Annotated in this window: 11 protein-coding genes and 1 pseudogene; 6 read left to right on the forward strand and 6 right to left on the reverse strand. The window is 65.1% G+C overall.

Annotated features, from left to right (window positions below):
* Positions 1 to 21 precede the first annotated feature (21 nt).
* The 6 genes and pseudogenes from AB6806_RS19895 to AB6806_RS19920 all read left to right on the forward strand — a co-directional run.
* Positions 22 to 267 (forward strand): hypothetical protein, encoded by a 246-nt coding sequence (locus AB6806_RS19895; protein WP_370955315.1) that lies wholly within the window; start codon positions 22 to 24, stop codon positions 265 to 267.
* 627 nt (positions 268 to 894) lie between these two features.
* Positions 895 to 1,962, forward strand: coding sequence for a non-homologous end-joining DNA ligase (gene ligD, locus AB6806_RS19900; protein WP_370955316.1), 1,068 nt, complete (start codon positions 895 to 897; stop codon positions 1,960 to 1,962).
* Positions 1,963 to 2,160: 198 nt separating this feature from the next.
* Positions 2,161 to 2,499, forward strand: a complete 339-nt coding sequence (locus AB6806_RS19905; RefSeq protein ID WP_370955317.1) for a hypothetical protein — start codon at positions 2,161 to 2,163, stop codon at positions 2,497 to 2,499.
* Position 2,500: 1 nt separating this feature from the next.
* Entirely contained in the window at positions 2,501 to 2,854 is a 354-nt protein-coding gene (locus tag AB6806_RS19910) for a hypothetical protein (RefSeq protein ID WP_370955318.1), read from the forward strand.
* Positions 2,855 to 2,891: 37 nt separating this feature from the next.
* Entirely contained in the window at positions 2,892 to 3,119 is a 228-nt protein-coding gene (locus AB6806_RS19915; protein WP_370955537.1) for a hypothetical protein, read from the forward strand.
* 19 nt (positions 3,120 to 3,138) lie between these two features.
* Positions 3,139 to 3,489: pseudogene (locus AB6806_RS19920) on the forward strand (SOS response-associated peptidase family protein); the annotation flags it as partial.
* Positions 3,490 to 4,210: 721 nt separating this feature from the next.
* Here the strand turns inward: AB6806_RS19920 and AB6806_RS19925 are convergent.
* From AB6806_RS19925 to AB6806_RS19950, 6 genes are all read right to left on the reverse strand, one after another.
* Positions 4,211 to 6,334 (reverse strand): tetratricopeptide repeat protein, encoded by a 2,124-nt coding sequence (locus tag AB6806_RS19925; RefSeq protein WP_370955319.1) that lies wholly within the window; start codon positions 6,332 to 6,334, stop codon positions 4,211 to 4,213.
* A complete protein-coding gene (locus AB6806_RS19930) occupies positions 6,325 to 7,344 on the reverse strand; it encodes a family 8 glycosyl hydrolase (protein ID WP_370955320.1) in 1,020 nt (339 codons plus the stop codon). The genes AB6806_RS19925 and AB6806_RS19930 overlap by 10 nt, the downstream gene beginning before the upstream one ends.
* The gene (locus tag AB6806_RS19935) at positions 7,341 to 9,779 is read right to left on the reverse strand and encodes a cellulose biosynthesis cyclic di-GMP-binding regulatory protein BcsB (RefSeq protein ID WP_370955321.1); all 2,439 of its coding nucleotides are present in this window, start codon (positions 9,777 to 9,779) and stop codon (positions 7,341 to 7,343) included. Before AB6806_RS19935 ends, AB6806_RS19930 begins: the two co-directional genes overlap by 4 nt.
* Positions 9,776 to 11,962: a UDP-forming cellulose synthase catalytic subunit gene (bcsA, locus tag AB6806_RS19940; RefSeq protein ID WP_370955322.1), complete on the reverse strand. Its 2,187-nt coding sequence runs from the start codon at positions 11,960 to 11,962 to the stop codon at positions 9,776 to 9,778. Before bcsA ends, AB6806_RS19935 begins: the two co-directional genes overlap by 4 nt.
* 28 nt (positions 11,963 to 11,990) lie before the next feature.
* Positions 11,991 to 12,914 (reverse strand): cellulose biosynthesis protein BcsN, encoded by a 924-nt coding sequence (gene bcsN / locus AB6806_RS19945; RefSeq protein WP_370955323.1) that lies wholly within the window; start codon positions 12,912 to 12,914, stop codon positions 11,991 to 11,993.
* A 325-nt stretch (positions 12,915 to 13,239) separates the two neighbouring features.
* The gene (locus AB6806_RS19950) at positions 13,240 to 15,162 is read right to left on the reverse strand and encodes a diguanylate cyclase domain-containing protein (protein WP_370955324.1); all 1,923 of its coding nucleotides are present in this window, start codon (positions 15,160 to 15,162) and stop codon (positions 13,240 to 13,242) included.
* Between the last annotated feature and the right edge of the window lie 559 nt (positions 15,163 to 15,721).

A 15,721-nucleotide genomic window follows, 5' to 3' on the forward strand; every position in this document is an offset into this window, starting at 1 on the left:
CGGTTCTCACCGATCAAACGGGTGGAGTTCGAGGACGATGACCGCACGCCGGGCCGCATGTGCTGGACGTGGCATTGGAACAAGGTGCGGTATGCCCAACCGATCGTGGTTGCCTGGTCGATCACGGTGGAAGGAACCGCGGTGGAGTTCCCGGCGATCACAGAACGGCAGCGGGATGGAGAGGTGTTGCGCAATCCGCAGGTCAGCTCGCTCGGCCCTGGACGAAACGACCTCCGTGTCGCGATCCCGACCGCGTGCATGGGTTGATGATCCGGGGGCAAATCAATTACCGCATGCCGCATGGTCTCTGGACGATCTGGCAGGAGTTGCCGGTCGTAAGAGTGCCGCCATTGCCGGGTTGACCCTCGGCCGATCGCCTCGCCCCCGTAAGGGGCGGCCCTCCTTGGGCGTTTCCTCCCTAAAACTTGGCCCGGTTCCGAAGGGATCGGGCCATTTTTGTTTTGGAACCGGAGCGGCGCTGTTTGCGTATCCGCTACAGCAGATGAAACCGACTTGGCCCCGTCAGCTCCGGCTGGCGGGGCCTTTTTCGTTGCCCGGACCAACGCGGGCGTTTAATTCGGAGGTCATGCCGTTCTCATCGCTAAAGGACCCGGTCGATCTCGCGCGGGCTCATGGAGCGCTCGAAGCCGCATGGCAGGAACTGAAGCGAGAGATTCCGCCAGAGGACCATGAGCGAGAACGGGTGCGTCTAGCGTATATCGTGGCCGCCTTCGTTCTTGTCGCCCAAAGCGAGAAGGAGCTCGTCAGGCGCTCGGTCGAGCGATTCCGCGAGAAGTCGCCGTAGCTCACCCCGGCCTGACCGCCTGCGCTTCCGCTAGGGAACGATTCGCCCTGCCGTCAGTTGGCGACTCGTTTCGTTGCGGAGTTGCATGGATGGGTACGCGTCGCATTCTCAGAGCCGGGCCGGGTGTCGATACCGTGAAGGGGCCGCTCACCCGGCGCCGGAAGCCCGAACGCGATCTGTTTTCCGATCCGATGCCCGAGCGCGTCGAGCCCTGTTTGGCGCTGCTGAAGGACGAGGTGCCGGCCGGTCCGGATTGGGCCTTCGAGGTGAAATGGGACGGCTATCGCCTGGCGATCCACATCGTCGGCAAGCGGGTCCGGATCATCACGCGCGGCGGCCATGACTGGACGCCGCGCTTTCCGACGATCGCGCGTGATGCGCTGAGCCTTGGCGTGGACAGCGCCATCCTCGACGGTGAGGCCGTGGTGCTCGACAAGCACGGTACTTCCGATTTCGGCGCTCTGCAAAAGGCTCTCGGTGGCCGCGGCGGCAAGCGGTTGGCCTCGGAGGCCGTCCTTTATGCCTTCGACCTGCTTTATCTGAACGGCCATGACCTGCGCCCGATGCCGCTGAGCGATCGGCGCGAGATGCTGGAGGATCTCCTCCTGGCCGAGCCTCATGGCTCGATCCGGTTGAGCGAAGAGATCGACGCCGATGGCGGTCCATTCATGAGGCTCGCCTGCGAGACGAAGCTTGAAGGCATCATCGCCAAGCGCCGCGATGCGCCCTATCGATCGGGACGCGGCGGCGATTGGCTGAAGATCAAATGCAGCCAGTCGGAGAGCTTTGTCATCGTCGGCTATGAACCGTCGACGATCGCCCTGGGCGGGATCGGCCAGCTGCTGCTCGCCGCGAGGCAGGGCGACCACCTGGTCTATGTCGGTGGCGTCGGCACCGGCTTCACCGTTGAAACTGGCGCAGCGCTGCGCAAGGCGATGGACAGGCTCATTATAGGGAAGCCGGTGATCGACATGACCGGCCGCAGGCGCTCCTATCGCTGGCTCACGCCCGCGCTTGTCGCCGAGATCCAGTTTCGGGGCTGGACCGATGACGGCAAGCTGCGTCACGCCTCCTACAAGGGCCTGCGCGAAGAGGCCGACGAGGCGACGGTCTACGAGATGAAGCCGCAGCGACCGCCGGTAGATTTAGACCGATAAGGTCTGTCGACCGCCGAGAATGATCTGACCGCTTCGGAACCCGGCATCCTCATGCCAGTTCATAGTCTGCGGCCGTCGCAGCACCCCTTCGACGATCGCGGTGCAACCCTTGCCAGGGTGACCACCAGAAGCGAGCCGGCGTCATCCCCCTCAGCCGGCCGGCTCGCTTCTTTAGCCTTCGATCGGAGCGAGCCGCGGATGTACCGGCAGCTCGCGATCGGGGCCTTGGCCTCTCACTTGAAGGAGGGCGACATGTGCTTTCGCGCCGGCGTCTTGATCCTTGCGCTTTGCTGTTCGGCACAGGCGCAGATTTCGCCGACCGGACCACCACAGAATGCGCCGCCCGCAGAGACCATGCAGCCCGCGCCTGCTCAATCTGAGGATGAGGCGAGGCAAAAGCTGGCAGCCAGCGGGTATTCCGATGTTCGCGAGCTCGCACGTACCTCAGATGGTGGATGGACCGCCAAGGCGCTCGTGAATGGCCGCACCTCTACGGTTGATCTGAATCCCAAGGGAGAGGTTAGGAGCCGGGATTGATGTGCTCCGCAAAGCTGACGCTGCTGACGGCGAGCCTCGACTGGCGCCTAACCCGATCGTTCCCTTCGGCTCTATCGATCTGCTCATAGAACTCGTGCGTATCGCCCCGGCTTATGAGGTTCTTCGAGCCGCAGCGGTAGCAGATATAGCGGAGGTAAATATCCGGGATCGGTGTTTCCGGCGGCAAGCCGCTCACGTCGATGCCGTTCTTGTGGTGCTTGCACTCGTTACAGAAAATCTCGACACAGCGCAGGCCCAAAGCGAGGCGGCTACCAACGGTGGCCGGCGGAATTTCCCGGCCATCCTTGTCATGCGCGCCGCCGGTTTCGCTTCATGGCTTGACTCTCCGGCCTGATGTTCTGATTCTGTTCTCCTATTCGGGAACAAGAACGATGTCAGCCCAGCCAGCCGATCAGCACGTCGAAGACACCACGCTGGACGCGGAAATCACGGGCATTGTTTCCATGCTGATGGAGGAGCACGGCACCGAGGCCGCTGCTCTGCGCGCGTTGGCTCATGACTTCATCGTCCTGCTGGCCGATGCCGACCGCTCGACATCGCGAGGCTATCTGCGGGGGCTGTTTTCGCAGGGAGCGCGGCCTATCCGCGATCCAGACTGAGCCATGGAGCACTAAGCAGGACATTTGGTTCGCTTTCGGCGAAGAGCGGCCAACGGCGTTCTTCGCCGGCATCTGGGCGCCGCAATGGGCCAGCGTGCGCAAGATCAAGACAGGCGAGGAGACGATCGACCTCTACGCCTTTCTCACGACCGATCCGAATGCGGAGGTCGGTGCCGTCCACCCAAAGGCAATGCCGGTGATCCTGACGACGCCGGAAGAATGCGAGACTTGGATGACGGCACCGTGGGAGCAGGCGAGGGCGCTGCAAAGGCCCCTACCGGATGGCTCCCTCGATATCGTTGCGCGCGGCGTGAAGAAGGATGGCGACAGCAGCGAAGAGGACCGGCCGGCGCAAGCTTCGCTCCTGTAGATCAACCCGCGAACCGACCAAAGACGCACTAGCGACCCGCTGGCTTGGCCAACCCGCACTTGATATCAGCGACGTGACACGCCTTGGGGGATTCGCCGAATGTTCTGATTTGCCACCGCCGCGGTGCTTATGCTCAGCGTCTCTGGTTGCGTGAGCACTCCGCAGGACCGCATCCCCGACACAGCCGATACGCCAAAATCCGCAAGGCGATCGCCATCAACTTCATGAACTCGATCGGCCACAACTGGGCCATCGGCACTCTGCCGCTCAGGGCCCCCAGCATCGCCGGTCCATTTCAGAAAAGTGGGTCAAATCAGCAGCACTTCTGCATAACAGCAATCTGGCTGCAGGGGCCGTTCCGGAAGACAGTCGAAGCTGAAGCTTATGTCGAACAGGTCGGGACAAAGGTCAGTGTGAGCGTTTACCCGACAAGACTCCCGCTGTGCCAGTCAGGCTACCAGCCGTTCAGGGGCGGAGATCGTCGCGGAAAAGACTGGTGTGTCGGTCGAGGAAGCTCTTGGCTCCCCGCCTCCATCATTCTAATCGGCACCCTAGCGCCAAGCCCCTGTCATCCATGAAGGCCCCTGAGCCGCTGGAGCGCACGCGAGATTTCGCGGAGCGCGGTCTGTTCGTAGGGAAAATCGGCCTCGGCTTTGAAACCCAGGACTCTCCCTCAGACCGGTGGCGAAGAGGGTCTCAGGCTAAACCACTTGTCCAACGATCAATAGCGATTGCGCTGCGTGATGTCGCGTATTGCGGTCAGACCAGACATCGCCTGCGCCGAGCCGTTGGCACGATAGATCGCGGTGAAGACCTTGCTCGCATCGTCGTAACGGCCGAGGTTGAAGTAGGACCAGCCGCGCATCAGCATCAGATCGGTCGTTTCGGGGGCATGGCGGCTGCGCTCGGACAACGTTACGAGCGCGCCCGCGAAATCGCGCGCATCGTATTGCGCGTAGAAGCGCTCGCCGAGCAGCACCGCCGACAATTCGGCGCGTCGTGCGGGCGAGACATTTGCCTGCGCCGCGGCGGCGCTGGCCTCCGAGGTCAGGCCCTGCTGCATTTTTGCATAAGCCTTGCCGGCGGCAGCGTCGGCAGTGACCTTGGCGTTCCCACTCCGCATCGCTGCCTCGAACGCTTCGACCGCAGCGGCCGGACGCTTGAGATTGAGCAGGCACCAGCCCTGCTGCAAGGCAGCTGCACCCGTCGTGCCAGAGCCGCATCCGCCGGCGGGCCGTGACGTCGCACTGCGCCGCTCGACTGGTTGCGGCTCGCCCTCGATGCGTGCGCTCTGCCGGGCAGACTCAGTGTGAACGGTGCGCGCGGGCGCAGGCTCGACGAGCTCGGCCTGCTGGCGGATCGCCGGGCGCGTGGCGGCTCGTTCGGCCGGCTCCAGGCGGGGCCGATCGAGCAGGGCCGCGGTCCGCTCGGAGCGCTTGCCCCATTCCGTCATCACCTGCCGCAAGCCTGCCCGATCGCGCACGCGCTGCCGCGAGAGCGCCAAGCCATAGGCCGCGGGTTCGTAGCTGCGATCCCATGACAAAGCCGTATCGAACCAGCGTTCGGCCGGCGCGGTTTGGCCGGAATTATAGGCGTACCAGCCGAGGCTCGCCGCACCAGGGGCATAGCGGTCGGTATCGACCGCCTTCGCGATCCGCTCCACGACGGCGCGCTCGAGCTTCGGCGGCGGCTCCTGCGTGAGCAGGCTCGCCGCGACGTCGAGATAGGCCTTGCGGTTGGCTGCGCCGGCCTCCAGCCATTGCGCGCCTAGCGCTTCCGCCTCGGCGTATTTCTTGTTGAGACCGAAGGCGAGCACCGCGCCCTCCGCCGCCTTGGCCCCGCCATTGCGCGAGAGCGCGGTCCGGAACCAGGTCTCGGCCTTGGCCGACATGTTTTGGTGGAGGCTGTAGAAGCCGAGCAGGATCGCGTCGTCGGGCGTGGCCGCGGCGTTGGCCAGCGTCTCGATGCGGCGCAGATCATCGGCGGAGACGGTGAGCTTGGCATCCTCCGCCGCGCGGCCGATGCGGCGGCGGGCGAGTTCATCGCGAATGCTGGAGAATTCGCTCTCGCGCTCCTGCGCGAGCAGCGCTTCGACCATCGCTTCCGGCAGGGTCGCCAAGGCCTTCTGCATCGTGCCGACGCGCTCGCCCGGCGTGTTGCAGTTCGTCAGGACGTAGGCGTAAGCGTCGCGGGCCCGCTCCTGCTTGCCGGTCTGCACGAAGGCTTCCGCGACGCGCCAGAGAGCATCGACATTGGCGCATGTCAAAAGCGCCGGCGTCTCGGTGCCGATACGGATCACCTGCTCCCATTGGCGCGCATCGGAGGCGTTGACGAGCCGCTGGCCCGCTTCGGCGGCATCGAGCTGCGCGACCAGATCTGCGGGCGCGCGCCAGTTCGGATCGCTCGTGCTGCGCTTGGCGATCGCGGCGCGGACCTCGCCGATCTTGCCCTCCGAGAAGAGCTTCCACATCCGCTCGAGCTCGGGATCGCCGACCGAGCCGGGCGAAGTCAGATCGGCCGGCGGCTGCCATTCCGGATACAGCGCGCGCAGCCGCGCGAGCTCAGCGTCCATCCGCCGCCTGTCGCCCTGCGAAGCGAAGTAGCGCAACGCACTCTCATCGATTGCCGGCGGCTTCTGCGTGGGCTGGGCCGGTGCCTGCGCAGGCGGGTTGGTGGGAGCCTGGGCGATCTGGGGCAGTGCCTGCGTCTGCTGAGTGTCGCCGAGAGCCATCGCCTGACGGATCGCGGCCGGCGGGGCCAGATCGACGTCATGTCCGTAGCGACCGACCGAGTAGAAGGCCGCGCCGGAGGCCGCCATGGCCAGCAGGACATATTTCACATGCATCGCGGATACCTTTCCGCCAGCATCGAGAGCGTGAGCAGGTGCAGCGTCGACGGGTAGTAGAGCGTCGGCTGGAAGACCTTGAGATCGGCGGGAATCGCCGCGCCGTCGATGGCGCAGGCCATGGCCGCGGCGAGGATGCGGTAGCCGGCATCCGGAAGCAGCTCGACCGGCTTGCGGTTGGCGACATCGATCACGGCCGTGCCGTTCGCCCAAGCCTGCCGGAATGGTTCGAGTCGCGCCTCGTCGCCAAGTCCGGCGCGAAGCAGGTAAAGTGGAATGCGGATCGCATTGTAGCCGAACTGTGCCGGAAAGCCCTGCGCCGGCTTCGGCGCGTCCTTGATCGAAAGCCATTCCGGCGCGAGCTGCTTCGCTTTGGCCAGCGTATCGAGAAGCTTCAACCCGCTTGCCTGAACCTGAATCCAGCTGCTATCGCCGGTGATCTGCGCGATCACCGGCAGCGCATCGAACACCCAGTAGGACGGGTTCACCACCGGCCCATCCGCGCGCTCCTTCTCCGAAAAGCCCTGGGCGCCGGGCATCAGCCAGAGATCGCCGCCGCGCTTGAGCAGAGCGACCTTCGCCAGCGAACGCGCGATCTGGCGGGCGGCTGCGGTATAGGCCGGCATGGCCCAACGCGTACCGGCGCAGGCGAGCGCCTGGGCAATCAGCAGGTCGCCGTCGCTCGCATTGTTGATGTCGGTGACGTGCGGCTTGGCATTGGGATCCCAGCGCCAGGCGGCGAGCCCATCGTCACGGATCAGGAGTTCGGTCCGCGTGAAGGCGAAGATGCTGGCGAAGCTGCTGCGATCGCCCGCCAGGCAGGCGAGCAGCATGCCGTAACCCTGGCTCTCGCTGTGGCTGATATTGCCGTTGGCATCGTCGACGACGCGCCCCTCGGCCGTGACGAATTTCTGGCGGTAGAGGTCCCAGGCGCCTTCGGGCAGTGCCGCGCCGGCAGTCGAAGCGATGAGCGTCATGGCGAGAGTCAGGATGGAGAGAACTGCCCTCATCTGCGCCGCCCCAGGCGCCCCAGCACCAGCGAGGTCCCGATACCGAGGCCAATGCAGGCGACGAGCAGGGTCAGCGCGAAAATCCCGATATTGCTCGACATCCAGTTCGCCAGGACGAGCCGCATATTGGCGGGGCTGAAGGGCCGCGTCGCGACGAATCTCGTGGTGTCGGCCGAGACGACATGCGTCTCCTGCGAACCCCGGAAGGCCGTGATCTTGCCACCCATCGCGGCCCAGTTACCCGGCGTCACGGCACGCTCGACGCTGGCTTCCAGCGCCTCCTCCCGGCGGGCGACGAAGGCGGTCCAGACCTGGCGCGTATCGGGATCGGCCGCCTGCGCGACGACGAGATCGGCCCCCTCTGCGGGCTCGTAGAGCGTGACGGTCCGCAAAGGGGCACGCAGCTGGGCGAAGGAGAGGTCGAAGGTACGCTGCAGCCAGCCGTCGAAAGCGACGAAATAGCGCGCGAAGGGGCCGCCGAGCGAGGTCCGCCAGCGATCGCGGATCTCGTTGGTGGTCGCCGGGCCTCCGCCGGAATCTTCCGGCGTGGTCTGGCGGCCCTGGAAGCGGTTGATCACCGCATCGAACACGGCCGCGCCTTCGGCGTCGGCCGTGACGACGACGGCGTCGTCGCGCTGCGGCCAGGTCGTTCGCACCGTATCGGCAATGCCCACGCGTGGCAGGAGCCCGGTCGGCATTTGGCCCGCCGCCGCCACGATCAAGGCGGGACGGTCCCCCACCGTCGAAAGATTGGCGAGAGGGTCGACCGCGAGCGGGCGGCTCGCCCGTTGCGCCAAACGCGCGAGCAGCGTCGCGGCAGCTCCGTAATTGGCGGCGTCGAGGCGACCCATCACCAGCGCGATGCGCGGCGCGATCGAATAGGGAAAGCCGGTCCCCGCGATCGCGGCCAGGTTCGGGTTGACGCCGATCTTGGCGAATTCGGGCACGGAGATGCTGCTTGTGTCGAACAGCGCGAAACGGCTCCTGCCCGGCAGCGTCGCGCCGGGAGCGCAGGCCTCGTCGGATCGCGTCAGCGTCACGGCCTCGACCCAGATCTCGTTCACCCCGGGGCGGAAGTGGCGCAGCGGCACCATGATCGGGAACTGCTGAAAGAGGCCGCCTTTCGTCGTGTTCAGGGGCACGGTGGCCGCGACATTGCCGTTGACGAAGATCTCGATATGGCTTTGGCCGGGCAGCACTTCGTCCGAATAGGCGCCGTCGAGATACAGTGTCGCCTCGCCATAGGCGTTGGCGTAAAAATCACCCGGCATCGCCATTAGCGCCCGCACCCGCAGCCGCCTGCCGGTCGCTTCCTGCGTCGGGATGCCGAGATCGGCGAAGCGCAGCACCCGCTTTTCCGCGACATAGGGCGCGTCGGGCATGTGCCAGCTCGCCGTGTCCATGCTGGAGCGGTTGATGTTCGTCGGCCGCGAGACGGGCTCGGTCAGCACCTTGGCGACGGTCGCCTCGATATCCGGCCAGCCCTGGCCGGCGACGAGCAGCGTCGCGGGGCCCAGCCTGGAATTGGCGGAGAAGCCGATGAAGGCCCGCGTCGCCGCTTCCTCCGGCAGTGTGCCGAGCAGGTCGCGCAGCTCGTTCGCGGTGCCGATGACGACGGTCAGCGCTCCCGGGCGCAGCCGCTCCGGCGGCCGTTCGGAGATCCGCACCACGACCTGTCCATAGCGGCCGCGCAGCGCGACGGCCTGGGCGACGGCGAGGATCGTATTGCCCGCAATGGCGCGCGAAGCACTGGGGGCGACGATGTTGATCACCGTCTGGCCGCCCTCGTCGCCGCCGATTGCGGGAAGATCGTCGATGCCGCGATAGCGGAACTGCTGGGCGTCACCGCTGAAGCGCAGGCGCGTGCCGGCACCGTCGATGCGCGTCCACAGCTCGTAGGTGGAGGCCAGGGTGCAATCGATGCGATGGCGCTGCACGGCTTCGAAAGTGATCGTGTTTTGCCCCGGGCGCAGCAGCCCCTTGCGCAATGCGACCGAGACACGCGCCATCCGGTCGGAGGAGGCGATCGGCTGTTCGGTGACGCGCTCGCCATTGACGCGCACGGTCAGCCGCGACGCCTCGGGCATGACGACGAGCGCGTTCTGGAACGCCACGTCGAGGCTGACCTCGGCGGTGGCCTGATCCTGCGTGAGATAGAAAGCCCAGCTGCGATTGTCGCTCTCGCCCTCGAGCGAGACGCGTTGCGCCGGCAGGAGCGGCTTGTAGATGCCCGCGGGAGCCATGCTCGCTTCCGCGCCCGATGCCTGCGGCGCGGCGGGTTCGGCTGGTGCGGGTTTGGGTTGCGGCTTCTGAGTGGGGTCGATCAGGAACGGCGGCGGCGCGGAGGCTGGAGCCTGAGGCGCCGGTTTCTGGGCGAAGCCCGTCGTCCCGAGCAGGGATAGCGCGGCCGCGGCGAGGATCGAGACGGGCTTCATTCGGCCGCCTTCGCCTGCGCGCGGGAGCTCGGCGTCAGCCGGTAGAGCTTGAAGAAATAGGAGAGGCCGCGGCTGGTCTGGAAAATCGCGACGCGCAGGAAGCGCAGCGTGCCGTAGACCACGCCCATGTTCTGGCGCCTGGACTTCTGGAAGCGGCTCCAGCGCTCGGCATCGGAGAAGACGAGATCGGCGATCATCCGGCTGTGTATCGGCTCGCTCGCCTCGTAGCGGCAGCCGAGGAGCAGGCCCTTTTCATCCGGCACGACCCGCGTCACCCGCACCGGCAGCGCGCCGCGAGGCATGTCGATGGTGGTCTCGAACGAGATGCTGGCCGTGCTGCCGAGCGGCAGCTTGTTGAATTCCGAGGAGAGCACCCGGATCGCGACGCCGCTCACCGAGGCGTTCTCGGTGACGATCGGCGCGGTTCGTCCATCGATGACGATCTCGCCGCGGCGCTTGACCGCGAAACGCCCCGCGCCGCGGATCTCGGGTCGCTCCGAGACGACGCCGAGCGCGCAGCCTGCCATCAGCAGGTTGAGGATGTTCCACATGCCGACGACGAAGGTGGTGTCGGCGTTGTAGGGCTGGGTGATGACACGCCACCAGGTGGCGACGACGCCGAGCGCCAGCACGGCGAAGATGATGAAGAACGGCTTGCCGAGCTCGGACACGTGGCGGGTCGCGAGCGATTCGTTCTTCGCCGTGACCTTGAAGGTCGGCTTGCCGGGATTGAGCAGGACGGAGATGACGGCGGGAAGCAGGTAGACCGACTGGATGAACTCGTAGAGCTCCGAGATCCATGGCCAGCGATAGCGGCCATAGAGATAGTTCTGCATCATCAGGTTCACGACCATGTAGCTGAGGATGTAGGCGAAGAACTCGGCGCCCGAGGCCGTGAAGATCTCCAGGCCGAAGAAGAGGTAGAACAGCGGCGAGATGAGGAAGACCAGGCGCGCGAAGGGAAATAGCCAGAACAGCGCGGAGGAGCAGTAGCAGAGCCGCTGCGGCAGAGAGAGGCCGGTTTTGAACAGCGGGCGATGATAGATCAGGATCTGCATCATCCCCTGCGCCCAGCGCGAGCGCTGGCCGATGAAGGAGGCGAAGGTTGCCGGCTGCAGCCCGGCGATCAGGGGCCTGTCGACGTAGACGCTGTGCCAGCCGGTAGCGTGGAGGGTGAGCGCGGTTTCCGCATCCTCCGTGATGCTGCGGCCGGCGAATCCCCCCGTCGTCTCCAGCGCCGTGCGGCGCAACACGGCGGCCGAACCGCAGAAGAAGGAAGCGTCCCATTTGTCGAGGCCGCGCTGGATGATGCCGTAGAACATCTCGTTCTCGGACGGCATGTATTTGAAGGTCTGGAGGTTGCGCTCGAGCGGGTCGGGATTGATGAAGAAATGCGGCGTCTGGACCAGGAAGAGCTTCGGATCCTGCCCGAAATAGCCGATCGTCTCGGTGAGGAACGATCGGGCGGGCGCATGGTCGGCATCGAAAACCACGATGAGGTCGCCCGTCGAATGGGCGATGCCGTTGTTGAGATTGCCGGCCTTGGCGCTGAGGTTGCGCTCGCGGGTGAGATAGGTGCAGCCTAGCCCGGCGCAGAGCTGCTGCAATTCGAGCCGCCTGTATTTCGCCGCGCTGGCCACGACGAAATTGTCGGAATTGCACTTCTCGTCCGTGCCGCCGTCGTCGAGCAGATAGACGTTCAGCTTGCCAGCCGGGTAGTCCATCGCAAGCGCCGCCGACAGCGTCATCGCGAGCAGATCGGCGTCTTCATTGTAGGACGGGACGAAGACGTCGACGCTTGGCGCGTGCTCCGGATCGATCGGCGGCGTCTTGCGCGGCGGCAGCGGCATCGCCACCACGAACAGGCTGAGGAACAGCATGCCGATATTGTAGAGCTCGGCCAGATACAGGATCATCGCGGGGATGAAGTCCTCGATCTGGTTGACCGGCGGCAGTGTGCTCGTGGTGCGCCAATAGATGTAGCGCAACACGATCGCGGTCCCGAGCCCCAGCGCGATCAGTCGCCAGACGCCATCAGGCCGCAGGAACTTCAGCACGATCATCGACGCGACCACGATCGTGCCGGCGATCAGATGCGCCTGCAGGCTGATCGGCAACGTGATCAGAACCACCACGATGGCGGCGATCACGGCCCAGACGATGACATAGCTCGTTGTACGCATCGGAACTCGCGAGGTGTTCTGTTCGGCTTCAGTTCGCCGGCGGCGGCGGCACGGTCGGGTAGCCCTCCAAAGGCCGGTCGGGGATGGGATCTGCTGGCTCGGCGCGGGCAGGCCGCGGGCGAACGGCGCGCACGGGCCGCGCCCGTGTTGCCGGACGCTCGGAGGCCTCCGGGAACGTGCCCGGCGAGGCCTGCGGCATCGGATAGATCGGAGCGCCCGCCTCGCCAAGGCCGGTGGGAGGAGGCGGCGCTTCGCCGACCGGATTCCAGCTGGAGCGCCTCAGCTGCGCATTGACCGAATAGCCATAAGCCAGCCGCAACAGAGCGCTTTCAGACACCCCCGGCTCGCAGACGCGAATGCGCACGGAAATCACGCCGGATCTCGGCCGGAAGATGCTGTCACCGCTGGCGATGCGTTGCCAGGCGTAGAGGCAGGCCTCGCCCGCCGCGCTGCGCCCGAAGGCGTAGCCGAAAGGCCCGTAGCGGTTCTGCACATAGACAGCCGAAGGCGACATCGCGATGCCTGGCAGCCGCTCCTCCATCTCGCGGGCGATTGCGAAATCCTCGATACTAGGTTCCTTGAACAACGGCCCCTCGACACCGGTCGCGTCCGGCGCGTCGGCGGCCGTCAGAAAAGCGACATGAATGGCGTTTTCACCAGCAGCGCGTCCGCGCGTCGACAATGCGATCGTCTGGGTTACGGCGTTTTCGTAGGGGCGCTGTGTGACGCTGACCATGGGAGGCCCTCCGGGAGGAAGCGTTACCAGCGCCCGGCCGGGGTCGACCGTTATCGCGCGCGTCGCAAAGGAGAGCTCGGCCTCACCCAGCCGCTGCTCGCCGCAGCCGGTCGCGACAGCGGCGACCCAAACAAGCGCCGCCACGGTCGACAGGCGCAGCCCTTTCGATCGGAGGCCCAACTCGGACGCCGAAAACGATAGCGAATCCCTCATCATTGAGCCGATTCGTGGCTGGAAGGCATCGTCATGTCTTGACCGTTGGTTAAGGAAGGTAAACGCCTCCTTACTCGCGCATCATGCGCCCAGTAGAAGTTCGCCGAACGAATCGCCTCTGCCAGTACAATCGAAGACGGCCGGTTTTCCAACCGCGAAGCCGCCCGGAACAGCAATGAGTTGTCCATAACAGGGCAACGCGAAATCGAGGTCCCCATCCGGCTGGACTGCCGTCGTTAGCGGATATCGAATTGGCCCGGTCTCGCTTCGGCGGAGCCGGGCGTTTTTTCCGTCGGGCCCCCAGTTAATTTTCAGAGGCCGCTCGGTTTCATGCTCGCTTTGCATGTGGCCACAGCATCACCCGTCCCGACATGATCAGGCGATCGCGGCCGGCCTCCTTGGCGAAGTAGAGTGCCCGATCGGCCGCTTCGATCAATGAGAGACAGTTCCTTGGAACGGTAGGATCAGGCCATGAGGTAGCGCCGCCCAGGCTCGCGGTCACGAGTTCCGAGGGCGGGTTCGGGGCGTGCGGAATCTTGGCGTTCCGAAGCGCATCGAGAAATCGCATGCCAACCTGCTCGCAGCCTTCGTCATCTGTGTTCGGCAATAGGAGGGCGAGTTCCTCTCCGCCATATCTTGCTGCCAGATCGGCTGGTCGGCGCGCATGGGCCGCAAGGACGCTCGCGACGGTACGCAAGCAGCTATCTCCAGCGGGGTGGCCGTAGCGATCGTTGAACTTCTTGAAATGGTCAAGATCGATCAGCAACAGGGAAAGCGACGTGCTCTCTCTCGCGGCCCTCGCCCATTCCTGCTCTAGCCGCTCATCGAAGCAGCGGCGGTTGGCCAATCCTGTCAGGCCGTCCGAAGCGGCCAGCGCCGCAAGTTTGTCTTCCAGGTCCTTGTGTTCCGTCATGTCGCGCGAAATCGCCACAGCGCCGTCGATCGCGCCGGTGTCCTGATGTCTTGTCGCGCGCAGGGCCGACTCGACCCAGATCTCGGGCTTCTCCCGGCGCTGGGTGCGGTAAATGATTCTGGCTTCTTCGATGTCGCCACGCTTCAGTGCGGCGACCGTCAGTTCGACGCGGGGCAGATCCTCCGGATTGATGCCTGCCAGCGCGTGCGTTCCCACGAGTTGCGCGGGATCCCACCCCAAAACACGGGCGGTCGAGGGCGAGGCATAGAGAATGCGTTCCTCGAAACTGATCCGCGTGACCATATCGCTGGATTCTTCGGCTAGCAGGCGGAAACCGGCCTCCTTTGCAGCCAAGGCCGCCGCCATGCGCTGTCGCGCGACGAGCTGGCGCACGAGATACATCCCTATGGCGCCAATGGCTGAGGTCAGCGCCAGCACGATGAGCATTCGTATGGTGGCACCCTCGCGCCATTGTGCCAGTACATCGTCCTCAGCTTCGGTCGCGAGCAGAAGCAATGGATATCGCTCGCTGAATCGGTAGGCGCTCAAGCGCCGAACCCCATCCAGCGGCGATTTGAAATGGTAGGCACTGGTTGACGGGCGGGACATCCGATCCTTGAGGAGAGGTGTCGCCGACATATCCCGCCCGACATAGGTGCCATCATCGGGACTGCGCGCGAGGAGGATGCCCTCGGCGCTGAGCAGCGTGACGGCGCCGTTAGGTCCAAGGTCGAACCGGCTATAGAATTGTGTGAAATAGGCTGCGTCGATCGTTGCAAGAACGATGCCGGCAAAACTGCCGTCGGGATGGTTGAAGCGGCGGGATATCGTGACGATCCATTGTCCACCAGCCCGGCTCTTGACGGGTTGGCCCAGATAGACACGCCGGTCATCCGACGCCCGGTGACGCTGGAAATAGGCCCGATCGCTATTGTCGAGGCCGGCGAAACTCACGTTTTCTGTGGTCGCCAACCAACGCCCCATTTCGTCGTAAACGAATAGGCCCCGGATGCGCCCCAGTGTCGGCTTGCGCAGCTCAAGAAAACTCTGGACTCGCGCGATTGCAACGGGATCCGTCCCATTCGTCTCAAGCCTGCTAGCCAAGCCCATCAGTGTCGCGTCGGCAACCTCGAGCGTGTCCTCCGCATGTTGCGTGAGCGAGCGCGCAAGATTGGTCATATCGACTTCGGCATTCTTCAATTCGGCGCCTCTGGAGGCCCATTCCCGCCATCCGCTCAAGGCGAGTATCGCGACGCAGGACAGCGTCACGAAAATAGCGGCCCAGAGCGGAAGGCGGGGCGAGGCCTCGGCATGATTGTCGACGCGAACTGCCGCCATGGCTGGCTCCCTCGGTCGGAGAGTCACATCGCCACCGGCCCCGGCAGGTTAATCGTGCGAGACGGCACGGACCCTCCTTACCGTCTATTGCTTCGCCCAGAACGAGTCCAGCCCGGTGTGTCAGGGTAGGCTCATCGGAGATATCCGTTCAGTCGATCCGGGAAACTTAGGCAACAGCTTCAGTCTCGTGCTCTCCGGTGGGGAAGAACTCGTTGCCGCCATCGGCCGGCGTTCAGCCTGCCAATCGAACAGGTCGCGCATTTCCGGCCGAACAAGCCGCTCTCGGCCTGCGCCGCCGCAGCACGCGCCAAAGCCAGGATCATCGCGTGACCATCCTGGCGCGCAAGGACGATGGCTGGCTCAAGCGGGTTCGTGGCGGCGACTTCGCCGCGATCCCCGCAAGGGCCTATCCGGGACGCTGATCCGGCCGCAAGCTTCCGAGCGCCCAATCCACGCTTCTCATTCGACCGCTGCACGTGGCCTGCTGATTTCACAGACGGTCAGCGAATGCCGCGCTGTTCAAAAAACCGGGGCGACTTTGGGCAGGTGCGAAGCGTCC

Origin of the sequence: Allobosea sp. RCC_152_1, from assembly GCF_041360765.1 — a bacterium.
In the GTDB taxonomy this organism is placed as follows: Bacteria; Pseudomonadota; Alphaproteobacteria; order Rhizobiales; family Beijerinckiaceae; genus Allobosea; species Allobosea spartocytisi.